We start from the raw sequence: 12,736 nt of genomic DNA on the forward strand, positions 1-12,736 counted from the left end.
CGCAGGGCGGCCTTTGCTTTTGGGGAGAAGGGTTGTATGACCGAGATGTCCGAGCCGACGATTCGCCTGGCGACGCCCGATGATGCGCCGGCGTTGCTTGCCATCTATGAGCCATATGTGCGCCAGACGGCGATTACCTGCGAATACGAGGTGCCGAGCGTTGAGGAGTTCACCGGGCGCATCGAGCGTACGCTCAAGCGCTATCCGTATCTGGTGATGGAGTTGGACGGGCGTCCGGTAGGTTATGCCTATGCGAGCGCGCTTAACAGCCGCGAGGCATACGACTGGTCGGTCGAGACATCGATCTACCTGGCACGCGATGTGCGCCACGGCGGGCTGGGCCGCAAGCTGCATGACGCGCTCAAGCAATGCCTGGTCGCGATGGGCATCACCAACATGTGCGCCCTCATCGCCGTGCCGCATGACAAGGACGACGAGTACCTGACGCACAACAGTCAGGATTTCCATGCCCATATGGGATATCGCCTGGTGGGCGCCTTTGATCGCTGCGCCCAAAAGTTTGGCCGCTGGTACGACATGTGCTGGATGGAGCTGGTTCTAGCCGAGCGCGTCCCCAACCAGCCCAAACCAACCTGGTTCCCCGCACTTGTCGCTCAAGGTTTCAAACCTACCATTTAGGGACAGGTTTTTGGCTGTCTTGCGGTATCAAATCGCCGCAAGAAATGCAGCGTTCGTACGCTATTTTGACCTGAATCGTCCCTTCGGGACGCCTTGCGAGCTAAGTGAGTAGACTTTTTGGCGCAGGGCAAGCACAAAGCGTATCTGCTTTAGTAAAGCCGCAGGTCACGGAGGTGGCTGTTTTGGGTGTGCTCGGCAGGTCGCGAAAAGTCTACTCACTTAGGTTTACGGTGCTGGATATTCTGAGCAGGAACAGTTGAGCTTGGACGGCGCGTATTGCCAGGCGATGCTGGCACTTGCGCCATTCTGGCTTGAGATTTTATAAAAACCGCAGGTAAAACGTATATTAGTTAGTTTTCGCCTCGTGTAGTGCGCTAACCGATGGGCTCGGTGTATTTGGCGCGGTCGGTGCGTTGGATGCGCTTGGAGACATGGAGCGGGTGACCGTCGGTGTCGTAGACGTAGTCGGTGATCAGGATCAGCGCCTGCCCGCGCTCAACGTTGAGCAAAAACGCCTCGTTTTGCGAGGCATAGCACACCTCAAAGGTCTTGTGCCCCTGTGCCGGCGCGCGATGGAATTCTTTGCGCAGCGTGGCGTAGAGCGAACCGTTGATATCGCGATCGATGAGCGTCTTGAAGCTTGGCGGTAGATAGGTGGTCTCCAGGCACAGCGGCGCGTCGTCCAGGTAGCGCAGGCGGACAAGTTTGACGAGCTTGCTGCCCACGGCGGCGTCAAAGAACTTAGCTATGCTGCCGGCCGCCTTGGCAAAGCCCGAGTCCACGGTGCGCGTGGTGGGCTTCATGCCCTGACCCTGGACCTGTGCCGTGTAGCTCGAAAACACCAGGTTGTTCTCGTGGAGCGCGGGCGTGTCGGCCACAAAGGCGCCGCGCCCGCGCTCGGTGCGCACCAGACTCTCATCAACGAGCACTTTAAGGGCATGGCGCACGGTGCTGCGCGACAGCCCCGATTCGTCCATGAGTTCCATCTCGGACGGCAGCTTGTCTCCGCGCGCGTAGGTGCCGGCGGCGATGCGGTCGCGCAGCATGCCCGCCAAGCGCTCGTATTGGGTCAGTTTCTTTTTAGACGAAGCGTTCATGCGATCAACCTGTATCTAACCTGTATGCGAGTCTAATCAAGCATGTATTCAATACAACAACAAAATCACTGGTAGCCAGTTATCGAAAACTGCATCAGCAAAATTTCTAAGACAAATATAGCATACAACTAATCGACATAGCCAAAACATGTATGTAACTTGTATGCCATCGAGAGCATCAAACGAGAAGAAAGGCTGATGCACGATGACTACTCAGGAACAGGTTAAGGACGTCGTCTCCCAGGTTTTGGCTGACAAGGCGGACAAGGGCGGCATCAAGCGCGTCGTGTGGATTGGCGCCGGCGGATCCAACGGCGGCAACTATCCTGCCCAGTACTTTATGGAGCACGAGGCCACGCAGGTCGTGAGCTCCAGCTACACCAGCAACGAGTTCGTGCACGCCACCCCTGCCTACGTCAACGAGAACACCCTGGCCGTCGTCGTGTCCATGCGCGGCACCAAGGAGACCATCGTCGCCGCCCAGGTCGCCAAGGACCACGGCGCCAGCACCATCGCCATCTATGTCGACGAGTCCGGCCTCACCGAGGTCTGCGACTACAAGGTCCAATATGACAGCCTGGCCGTCGACGAGTCCTGCATGGGCCGCACCAACTCCGCCGTCGTGACCATGGTCGCCATGGAGCTCACGCAGCAGACCGAGGGCTATGCCGAGTACGAGACCGCTATGGCCGCCTTCGACTTGGTCGACCCCATCTATCGCAAGGCCGTCGAGTACACCCGTCCGCTCGCTGCCAAGTGGGCCGAGCAGAACGCCGACAAGCCCTGCATCAACGTCATGGCTCAGGGTCCGCTCTTTGGTGCCGCCTACGTCTTTAGCATCTGCAACGTGCAGGAGATGCTGCAAATCGACTCCTGCACCATCAACACCTGCGACTTCTTCCACGGCCCCTTCGAGATCCTGGACAAGCGTACCTCGCTGTTCCAGCTCATCAGTGTCGGCCGCAGCCGCTGCAACGACGAGCGCGGCATTCGCTTCGTCAACCAGTACGGTGGCGAGCGCGTCTATCAGCTCGATGCCAAGGAGCTTGGCCTCAACGACATCAAGGACAGCGTGAGCGAGTACTTCAACCACCTGATCTTTGCTCCGATTCTCAACAACGTGTACATGCGCGCGCTCTCTGCCGTCACCCACAAGGACTATATGACGCGTCGTTACATGTGGAAGCTCGATTACTAAGGGATAGAGCGGCCTAACAGCCCAAAACTCCTCATAAGTTGCGGTGGAATAGTTCCTGTTGGGGGCGTGAGGCCTCTATTTGAGAACTATTTCACCGCAACTGCTAGAGCGGCACTTGGGGACGTTCCCTTTCTGCCGGCACCTGCGACACTTCCTGTGTCAAGAGTTTTCCCGTTCGCCGATTTCAGTCTTGATAAATGTATATAACGACTATAACGTAGCATGAAACATATTGGAAATAATACCGAGGAGACTGCGTTGAAGAGAAGTAATGTGGGCTATGTGCTGGTGCTGATCGCCGCGCTTATGTGGGGCACCATCGGAATCTTTGTTAACGGAATATCGGCCCTGGGTGTTTCGTCTCAGAGCATGGCGGCTTTCCGTCTGCTGTCGGGTGCCGTCTTAATGGCTCCGGTCTTGGTATTCATGGGCTGCCAGGGAGGTGCTCGTGAGGGAAAAGCCTCGGGTCCCATGGCGCTGTTCAAGGCGAGTCCTAAAGAGCTCGTCCCCTGCGCACTTGTCGGTATCGTCGGTTTGGCCGTCGCCAACACCTGCTATTACGAGTGCATGGGCGAGGTGGGCATGTCCACGGCCTCGGTGCTGCTCTATACCTCGCCGGTGTTTGGCGTCATGCTCGGCCGCGTGCTTTATCGCGAGGGCGTGACCCCCAACAAGCTCGTCGCCATCATCTTTAACATTGTGGGTTGCGTGCTCGCGGTGACGAGCGGCGACCTGTCCGGTTTTCATTTCTCGACTTGGGGCGTCGCGTCGGGTGTGATCGCCGGACTTTGCGGTGCGCTGCTGGCTGTGTTTAGCCGCATGGCCACCAAGACGCTGCATCCGCTGGCAGTTACGTTTTGGGGCTTTGTCTTTGGCGGATGCTTTATGGCTGTGCTTTCTGCTCCGTGGTCCGATGTGGCCGCGGCAATGTCCCCGCAGCTCATTTTGCTGTTCGCGGGCTTTGGCTTTATTCCGACGGCTCTTGCGTACATCTTCTATATGCAGGGCCTTTCGATGGATCTTGAGACGTCGAAGGTGCCGGTCGTGGCTTCGTTCGAAACCGTGGCGACCGTTCTGGTCGGTATTGGCATCTATGCCGAGTCCGCCGGCGCAATCAAGGTCCTGGGCATTGTGCTGGTGCTCGCCTCCATCGTGATCATGAACACCGACTTTTCCAAGCTGCGCAACAGCGCCATTGTCAAACGTATTGTCGAGAGCATGACCTTTAAGCCCAACGCGTGGTGGACGGAGAAATCGCAGGACATGGATCTGTTCCGCGAGCGCACCGGCATCGCGCTGGAGCCCACCGTGCAGGAAAGCCCCTGGTACTTCGTGCGATAGAGGATTTGCGAGGCGTCTGATCGGGTGTCGCCTAGACAGCGTCGGCCTGCCCGGCTCCAACGTTTCAAGTACGTTAAACCCGTCAACGGTCGATTTTCACCCGCGAACGGTCTTTATACTAATTAGCAATATAAGCAACGTATAAGACGTTATAATGACCATAACGAAAAGGAGGAGGCAAGATGAATCAGATCATTCTCGCATCTCATGGCGACCTGGCCGCAGGCGCCAAAGACACGCTCGAGATGGTTCTCGGCGACGTGTCGAACGTCCACGTCGTGTCGCTTGCTCGTGACGACAAGGAGCCCATCACCAATAAGGTTGAGGCTATGATCGCCACGTTCAACGCGGACGACACCGTGTATGTGCTAACCGATATGCTCGGTAGCTCGGTCAACAACAACATGGTCGAGCTTTCCAAGAACGGCACGAAGTTCACGGTTGTCAGCGGTTTCAACATCCCGCTGGCGCTCACGCTCGCTATGAGCCCCGCCCCCGTCAAGGGCGCCGAGCTCGCGGCCCTCATCAACGAGGCCCGCACCGGTCTGACCAACCCCAACGCACCGGTCGAGGTCGCCGCGGCTCCCGCCAAGAAGGCTAAGGCGTCCCGTCACAGCTCCGGTCCCGCCAAGATCGTCCTCGCACGTCTTGACTACCGTCTGCTGCACGGCCAGGTCGTCTTTACCTGGACTACCAAGGTCCAGGCCGAGCGCATCATCGTCGTCGACAACGCTGCCGCCAACGATGACATCAAGAAGGGCGCTCTTAAGCTGGCCAAGCCCCAGGGCGTGCGCCTGAACGTCTTCACCGTCGAGCGTGCCCTCGCCAAGATGGACAAGCTCAACACCCTCGGCGAGCGCGTCATGTTCGTCTTTGGCAACACGGCCGAGATGCTGCAGTTCTGCCAGGGCTACAAGCTCGACGCCATCAACCTGGGCGCCACCGCCAACCACGACGGTGCCGAGCAGGTCGGCGGCAAGGACAGCTCCGTCTTCCTCGACGCCACCCAGAAGGCCGACGTCAACCAGCTGCTCGACATGGGCATCAAGCTCTACGTCCAGCAGACCCCTACGTATCAGAGCGTCGACATCGACGCCAAGCTGTAATCAACCAGGCTTTTGCCTGACTGAAAGGAGAAGGGTATGAATACGTTCATCAGTGCGGTGCTCGTCGGCCTCGTCGGCGTGTTCTGCATGTGGGACTCCCGCCTGCTCGGTCGTCTTAATTTCGAGCAGCCCCTCGTTGGCGCTACGCTCGTCGGTCTGCTGCTGGGCGATGTGCCCACCGGCCTTGCCGTCGGTGCCGCCGTCGAGCTCGTGTCCATGGGCCTGGTGCAGGTCGGCGCCGCCGTTCCGCCCGATATGGTCCTGGGCGGCATCGTGGCCGCCGCCTTCGCGTGCCTGACCGATGCTTCCGCCGAGACCGCCATGACGATCGCCATCCCGGTCGCCGTCCTGGGTCAGCTCCTCGGCATCGTGTTCCGTTCGATCATCGCCGCCCTCACCCATGTGGCAGATAGCGCGATCGATAACGGAAAGTTCAAGACCGCCTACCGTATGCACATCTGCGCCGGCTCCGGTCTGTACGCCGTCATGTACTTCCTGCCGATCTTCCTCGCCGTCTTTGTTGGCACCGACCTGGTTCAGGCCATCGTCAACATGGTTCCCGAGTGGCTGTCCACCGGTCTTAACGTTTCGACCAAGATCATGACCGCCTACGGCTTGGCCCTGCTGCTCACCATGATGATCAAGAAGGGTATGACTCCGTTCCTGTTCATCGGTTTCCTGCTCGCCGCTTACCTCAACCTGTCCGTCATCGCGGTCGCTCTGATCGGTGTGTGCCTGGCTGTCGTCTTCATGGGCTTCAAGTTCAACGGTTCCCATGCAGCCGCCGGTGTCGATTCCGACTACGATCCGCTCGAAGACGACGAAGACTAAGGAGGAACACACTATGGCAACCGCAACCAAGGACGTGTCCCTGAACAAGAAGGTCAGCCAGTTCTTCTGGCGCTCCTGGGCCATCCAGGCTTCTTGGAACTACGAGCGTCAGATGAACATGGGCTTCCTCTACGGCATGGTTCCCACGCTCGATCGCCTCTATCCGGATGAGTCCGACCCCAAGCAGCTCGCTGCTAAGAAAGAGGCTTACCACCGTCACATGGCGTTCTACAACTGCACCCCGCAGACGAGCGCTTTCATCCTGGGCCTCTCCGCCTCCATGGAGGAGGAGTACGCCAAGGATCCCGAGAACTTCGACCCCGATTCGATCAACGCGGTCAAGACCTCCCTCATGGGTCCGCTTTCCGGCATCGGTGACTCCTTCTTCCAAGGCACCATCCGCGTTATCGCCTTTGGTCTGGGCGTTCAGCTGGCTCAGCAGGGCTCCATCATGGGCCCGATCCTGGCCATGCTCATCTCCATCGTCCCCTCCGTGCTGATCACTTGGTTCGCAGCCAAGATGGGCTATCAGGGCGGCCACGAGTACCTGAGCAAGCTTCAGGGCGGCGACCTCATGGAGAAGCTCATGTATGTCTGCGGCATCGTGGGTCTTATGTCCGTGGGCGGCATGATCGCCACACTGATCGGCGCCACCACCCCGCTGCAGTTCGCTGAGGGCACCGTCGTGATCCAGGACATCCTGGACGGCATGATGCCCCAGATGATCTCCCTTGGCCTCACCGGCCTTATGTACTGGCTCATCAAGAAGAACGTCAACACCGGTTGGCTTCTCGTGATCGCCATCGTGGGCGGCATCGCCCTCTCCGCGGCCGGCATCCTGGCCTAGTCGCGACTAAGCGTCTAACCGCTTTCCCCCGGGGGCCTGCCTGGCATCCCATACCCCAGGCAGGCTTCCATCCCCAAATGCGACAAAGGGACAGTCCCTTTGTCGCATCCTCAACGGGCCGGCGACTCGGTCCAAATTACGGTAACCCTGCGTGCGTCCGGCAATGTGGCGCCGCAAAAAATCGAAAGGAATGTGTCAGATGTACGAGATCGACCTTAACCTCCCTAAGCAGATCGTCGCTGACGTCCTGTCCAACCACGAGATCCATAGCGTCGCCTTCGTCGGCTGCGGCGCTTCCATGTCCGACCTTTACCCCGCCAAGTACTTCCTGGCCAACAACACGGACAAGCTGAACGTTCAGATCTTCACCGCTAACGAGTTCAACTACGACACGCCTTCCTGGGTCAACGAGCACACCTTCGTGATCACCTGCTCCCTCGGTGGCTCCACGCCCGAGACCGTCGAGGCCAACAAGACCGCCAAGAAGCACAACTGCCCGGTCGTCTCCCTCACCAACAAGGCTGGCTCCGCTCTGACCGTCGACGCCGACCACGTCATCGTTCACGGCTTCCACGCCAACTACGCTGCCAAGTGCGAGAAGCCTGGCTACGCCATCGCTCTTGCTCTCGAGATCCTTCAGCAGACCGAGGGCTATGACCACTACGAGGACATGATCACCGGCCTCACCAACGTCTTCGATCTCTGCGAGAGCGCCGCTCAGCACTGCAAGAAGCTCGCCAAGAAGTTCGCCGAGGACTTCAAGGACGACAAGATGATCTACTTCATGGCTTCCGGTGCCTCCGAGAAGATGGCTTATTCTCACGCCGCCTTCCTGTTCACCGAGATGCAGTGGATCGACGCCGCCGCCTACAACACCGGCGAGTACTTCCACGGCCCGTTCGAGGTTTCCACCGAGGGTAAGCCCTACGTCTTCTTCATGTCCGATGGCGCCACCCGTCCGATGGACGCCCGCGCCCTCACCTTCCTTGAGCGCATGGGCGCCAAGGTCGCTCTGATCGACTCCAAGGACTACGGCCTGGCTGACGCCGTGCCCGCGAGCGTCGTCACCTACTTCAACCCGCTGCTGCACCTCGCCGTTATGCGCGAGTACGGCAACCAGATCGCCGAGGCCCGTCAGCACCCGCTGACCATGCGTCGCTACATGTGGAAGCTTTCCTACTAATCACAAGTAAGTAGACCTTACGGGTTGATTGAGAGGGGATGGGGTTTGCGCCCCGTCCCCTTTTTTGCTCTGGGGAGGGCGTGTCTGTCGCGTCGAAATCCCAGATAAAACCTACCAAAATAAACCTGTCCCTTTTTGGCAGGTGGGAGGAGATGCGTATGATCAAGGCGGTGCTGTTTGACATGGACGGCGTGCTGGTCGATACCGAGTGGTTCTACAACCGTCGTCGCGTGGCGTTTATGGAAGAGAAGGGCTTCCACTTTGACGAGATCCCCGATCTTTCGGGGTCTAACGAGCCTGCCATTTGGGAGGCGCTGGTGCCCGACGATGTTGAGCTGCGCGAGCGCCTGCGCGTGGAGTACAAGCAGGTCTACAGCCCGGACCATCCCGTTCCGTATGCCGAGCTGCTCAACGAGCAGACAGAGCCGGTGATGCGCACGCTGCACGAGCGCGGCGTGAAGTGCGCCATCGCGAGCTCGTCCTATCGCGAGCTCATTGATGAGCTGGTGGAGATTGCCGGCATCGCCGACGTGCTGGACTACACCATCAGCGGCCACGAGTGCAGCGCGTTTAAGCCCGACCCCGAGATCTACCTGCGCGCCATGGAGGCGCTGGGGGTGGAGCCTGCCGAGTGCCTGGTTATCGAGGATTCGCCGATGGGCATCGAGGCCGGCAAGCGCTCCGGCGCCCGAGTCCTGGCGCTGCGTCCGCACGAGGGCGTCAACCTGGATCAGTCCGCCGCTGACACCATCATCGACAACCTCGACGACATTTTGGCCGCGCTGTAGCGTTGATTCACCGCGAGAAGCGCTGGTTCACGCGTCATTTGCTGCGGATTGGCTTAATTTGGCATCAATTTTGATCCGCTTGGCTTCGATTCGGGCTAAGTGAGTAGACTTTTTGGCGCAGGCGGAGCACAAAACATATCTTCCTTTGTAAAACCGCAGGTCGCAGAGGTTGCTATTTTTGGGTGTGCTCGGCAGATCGTAAAAAGTCTACTCACTTAGATTTTTGCCCTTTGGTCGTGGGGCTGCTGGTCCCGCTTTGGCTGTCGAGGGAGGGTGAGTTGAAGCGCCCCCGTACGCTCCATGCTACAATCGCGGGCATGCCCCACAACTACATCTGCCTTCGAAGGGAGCCTACGTGGCGAACGCCATCGATCAGCTCACGGACCGCGTGCTCGTGCTCGGCCGCCTCACCATCGTCCGCCGCGCCATCACCGCCGTGGCGGTCACAATTTCCGCCGTTCTCCAGACATTCCTGATCCAGGCGTTCATTCAGCCCGCTGACCTGCTTCCGAGCGGCCTCACCGGCGTCGCGGTCCTGCTCGATCGCGTTACCTCGCTGGGCGGCGTTCACATCGACATCTCGCTCGGTATGCTCGCGCTCAACATCCCCGTGGCGCTCCTATGCTGGAGCGGCATTAGCAAGCGCTTCGTCATCTTCTCGATGATGCAGGTCGTGCTCTCGTCGCTGTTCCTCAACGTCTTTCACTTCGCGCCGTTTTTGGGCGACAAGATCATGCTCATCATTTTTGGCGGCGTGGTCTCGGGTCTGGGCGCTGCCATCGCGCTTAAATCCGGCGCATCCACCGGCGGCACCGACTTTATCGCGCTGTGGGTTTCCAACCACACGGGCAAGACCATCTGGGGCGTCATCTTTGGTTTCAACTGCTTTATCCTGGCGATCTTTGGCTTTATGTTTGGCTGGGACAAGGCGGCGTACTCCATCGTGTTCCAGTTTATTTCGACCAAGACCATCGACAGCTTCTATCGTCGCTACGACCGCGTGACGCTGCAGATCACGACGCGCAAGGCGGACGAGGTCATGACCGCCTATGTTGACCATTTTCAGCATGGCATTAGCTGCGCCGAGGTCATCGGCGGATACAGCCGCGAAAAGATGTATCTGCTGCACGCCGTTGTTTCGACCTACGAGAGTCAGGACATTATCAAGCTGGTGTGCGACATTGATCCCGGCGCTGTGATCAATGTGTTCCACACGCTCAACTTTGTGGGCGGCTGGTGGGGCGGTCATGTCGACGAGCCCATGCCCACGGCCGTTCCCGATCCCGACAAGCCCGCGCGCATGGCCAGCAGGCAGGCGCGCCTCAGTGAACAGGACAGCCTGCAGCAGGACGACGGCAAGTAGGGTTTTGGCATTTTGCTGGCCTGGCGCAATCCTGTCCGCTTGAGCCTCCCGAAAGCCTCGCTGCTTTCGGGAGGCCTTCGTTTGCCCAGATAAAACCTACCAAAATGAAGCTGTCGCTTTTTGGTAGGGAGGGTGTATCGTTTTATCAATATGAGGTAACATGAAACTAGACGTTATATACGTATTAGTTATTTCGATATTCCAATAAGAGTGATTAGATATGCCTACGCCCAAAAATGCACCGCTTTACCAGCAGATTTATGACGAAATCAAGGACGCGATCGAGAAAGGTGTTTATGCACCCAAGGAGCGTATTCCGTCCGAGCTTGAGCTAGCCGAGCAGTACGACGTGAGCCGCATTACGGTGCGCCGCGCCGTCGAGGAGCTGTGCTCCGATGGCTACCTGGTTAAGCAGCAGGGCCGTGGCACCTTTGTCTCCACGCCGCACATCAACCGCCAGTTCCACGCTTCGACGCTGCAGACGTTTACCGCGCTGTGTGCCGATAATGACATGAAGGCGGGCGCGCATGTGGTCGATCGCCAGATTGTGCCGGCACGTCAAAACGAGATGGAGTTCTTTGGCCTGCAGAAGGACGCGCTGCTGCTGCACATCAAGCGCGTGCGTACGGCCGACGGCGAGCCCATTTTTGAGGAGAACATCTTTGTGCCGTTTGACGCCTACCGTGAGCTGTTGACGGCCGATCTTGAGGACAAGTCGATTTTTGCCGAGGTCGAGCGTGTTGGCGGAACGCCGATTGTCTCGGTTGGTTACCGCACGGTCGAGGCCGTTCGTGCCAATACCGAGCAGGCGGCCGAGTTGGGCATTGCTCCGCACGATCCACTGCTCAACCTGCGTGCCGGCTTTATCGGCCCCAATGGCGAGCCGGTCCTGATGGGTAAGCAGTACTACGTGGGATCGCGCTACGTTATGGTCATGTAGGGTTGGTTCCGCCGTTCTAACGAACGGCGGACCGGTCGACGCTGCAAGCCCGCCAGAGCGGCAATCTGCCTTTCAACTTCGGCGGCATGATCAAAAGATCAATGCCGCCTTGTTTCAAGGCACCTTGCTCGCTCTGGCGGGCTTTCGCTGACATTGCCAAAACATCGGCGTTGCCGGGCCGGCACTTGGGGACGTTCCTTTTCTGTCGGCACCTGGGGACACTCCTTAGTCGTTGGGTGTTCCTATAGTTTTGTCAACCGTCGGGGCTACTCCCGGTAGGGCACCCGGTCGCGCATCACGGCGTATATCGCCCTGAGCCGCTTCCTCGCGACGGCCTTGAGCGCCCGCCCGTGTCCCATGCCCCGCGCCCTGCAGGCCCGGTAGTACTCGCCGTAGCGCCCCGAGGACCTCACCAGGCTGTTGCACGAGAAGATCAGCAGGGACTTGAGCCTCGCGTCGCCGCGCCTGGACGCCCCGACCGACCTCACCGACGTGCCGGAGCTCCTCACCCTCGGGGCTATGCCGCAGTACGAGGCCAGGCGGTCGTGGTCCGGGAACCTCCCGATGTCGACCGACACCGCGAGCTGCGCCGCGGTCCTCGGGCCGATGCCGGGCACGGTGAGCAGGCACGCGTAGGTCTCGTCGCCCTCGAGCAGCGCCGCCGTCTCGGCCTCGAGGGCCCCGGCCTCGTCGAGGGCCTCCGATATCCGGGCGGCCAGGAACCTGACCTGCCTGTTCTCGGCCTCGACGAGCGCCGGCGGGGGCGCGGTGGAGGCGGCCGCGGCCTCCCCGGCGGCCTCGGCCCGCGGGCCCCCGGCCCCGGAGCGGGCGATCCCCCACGCCCCGCCGAACCCGGCGAGCAGCTCCAGCCACCGCCGGTCCGACAGGTCGACCGCGGCCTCGAGGGCCGGGCAGGACTCGAGCAGCACCGCGCGCAGGCGGTTCTTGTCCCTGGTCGCGCAGGCGACGACGTGGTCGCGCTGCGACGAGAGGGCGCGGGCGGCCTCGAGGGCCTCGCCGCGGCCCGGGACCCCCGACAGGGAGTCCGGCACGCCCAGGGCGGTCCGCGCGATCACCGCGGCGTCGCGCTCGTCGGTCTTGGCCTCGCCGGCGAACAGGCCCGCGGCGCGGCTGGCGGCGAGCCCGGGCAGGTAGGCGACCCCGAGCCCCGCGGCGCGGGCCCGCCTCGCGGCGAGGGACCCTATGTTGCGGAACTGGTCGACGACGACGAGCGTGCCGGCGGGCGCGGAGGCGAACAGCGCGTCGAGCTCGGCCTCCCTGTTGCGGACGGGGGCGCTGGCCAGCACCTCCCCGTCGCGGTCGATCAGGCAGGCCCAGTGCGATGACTTGCCGACGTCCAGGCCGAGCACGGCCGCGGGCCTGGTGGATGGCGCTTTCACGGT

12 protein-coding genes are annotated in these 12,736 nt (G+C 60.3%); 10 read left to right on the top strand and 2 right to left on the bottom strand.

Going from position 1 to position 12,736, the window contains the following annotated elements:
* The first annotated feature begins 36 nt into the window (after positions 1–36).
* Complete coding sequence (locus tag CSV91_RS08785) at positions 37–639, top strand: GNAT family N-acetyltransferase (RefSeq protein WP_099432576.1); 603 nt, start codon at positions 37–39, stop codon at positions 637–639.
* Positions 640–1,013: 374 nt separating this feature from the next.
* Here the strand turns inward: CSV91_RS08785 and CSV91_RS08790 are convergent, their stop codons facing one another.
* Entirely contained in the window at positions 1,014–1,736 is a 723-nt protein-coding gene (locus tag CSV91_RS08790; RefSeq protein ID WP_099432577.1) for a GntR family transcriptional regulator, read from the bottom strand.
* 205 nt (positions 1,737–1,941) lie between these two features.
* Here CSV91_RS08790 and CSV91_RS08795 point away from each other — a divergent pair, with 205 nt between their 5' ends.
* The 9 genes from CSV91_RS08795 to CSV91_RS08835 all read left to right on the top strand — a co-directional run bounded on the left by CSV91_RS08795 (position 1,942) and on the right by CSV91_RS08835 (position 11,333).
* Positions 1,942–2,934: an SIS domain-containing protein gene (locus tag CSV91_RS08795; protein WP_099432578.1), complete on the top strand. Its 993-nt coding sequence runs from the start codon at positions 1,942–1,944 to the stop codon at positions 2,932–2,934.
* Between the two features lie 258 nt (positions 2,935–3,192).
* Positions 3,193–4,275 carry a DMT family transporter gene (locus tag CSV91_RS08800; RefSeq protein WP_157758019.1) on the top strand — a complete coding sequence of 361 codons (1,083 nt, stop codon included), beginning with the start codon at positions 3,193–3,195 and terminating at the stop codon, positions 4,273–4,275.
* Between the two features lie 182 nt (positions 4,276–4,457).
* Positions 4,458–5,381: a PTS mannose/fructose/sorbose transporter subunit IIAB gene (locus tag CSV91_RS08805; RefSeq protein ID WP_099432580.1), complete on the top strand. Its 924-nt coding sequence runs from the start codon at positions 4,458–4,460 to the stop codon at positions 5,379–5,381.
* Between the two features lie 36 nt (positions 5,382–5,417).
* On the top strand, positions 5,418–6,212 hold the full coding sequence (locus tag CSV91_RS08810; RefSeq protein WP_006235136.1) for a PTS mannose/fructose/sorbose/N-acetylgalactosamine transporter subunit IIC: 795 nt from the start codon (positions 5,418–5,420) through the stop codon (positions 6,210–6,212).
* 13 nt (positions 6,213–6,225) lie between these two features.
* The gene (locus tag CSV91_RS08815; RefSeq protein WP_035136780.1) at positions 6,226–7,059 is read left to right on the top strand and encodes a PTS system mannose/fructose/sorbose family transporter subunit IID; all 834 of its coding nucleotides are present in this window, start codon (positions 6,226–6,228) and stop codon (positions 7,057–7,059) included.
* A 199-nt stretch (positions 7,060–7,258) separates the two neighbouring features.
* On the top strand, positions 7,259–8,242 hold the full coding sequence (locus tag CSV91_RS08820; protein ID WP_232049601.1) for an SIS domain-containing protein: 984 nt from the start codon (positions 7,259–7,261) through the stop codon (positions 8,240–8,242).
* A 158-nt stretch (positions 8,243–8,400) separates the two neighbouring features.
* Complete coding sequence (locus tag CSV91_RS08825; protein WP_157758020.1) at positions 8,401–9,030, top strand: HAD family hydrolase; 630 nt, start codon at positions 8,401–8,403, stop codon at positions 9,028–9,030.
* Positions 9,031–9,385: 355 nt separating this feature from the next.
* Entirely contained in the window at positions 9,386–10,393 is a 1,008-nt protein-coding gene (locus CSV91_RS08830; RefSeq protein WP_099432583.1) for a YitT family protein, read from the top strand.
* A 220-nt stretch (positions 10,394–10,613) separates the two neighbouring features.
* Complete coding sequence (locus tag CSV91_RS08835) at positions 10,614–11,333, top strand: GntR family transcriptional regulator (protein WP_099432584.1); 720 nt, start codon at positions 10,614–10,616, stop codon at positions 11,331–11,333.
* A 266-nt stretch (positions 11,334–11,599) separates the two neighbouring features.
* On the opposite strand, the gene CSV91_RS08840 is transcribed toward CSV91_RS08835, so the two are convergent.
* Positions 11,600–12,733, bottom strand: a complete 1,134-nt coding sequence (locus CSV91_RS08840) for an IS110 family RNA-guided transposase (RefSeq protein ID WP_099432585.1) — start codon at positions 12,731–12,733, stop codon at positions 11,600–11,602.
* Positions 12,734–12,736: the final 3 nt, after the last annotated feature.

This window comes from Collinsella aerofaciens (assembly GCF_002736145.1).
GTDB classification, from domain to species: Bacteria; Actinomycetota; Coriobacteriia; order Coriobacteriales; family Coriobacteriaceae; genus Collinsella; species Collinsella aerofaciens_A.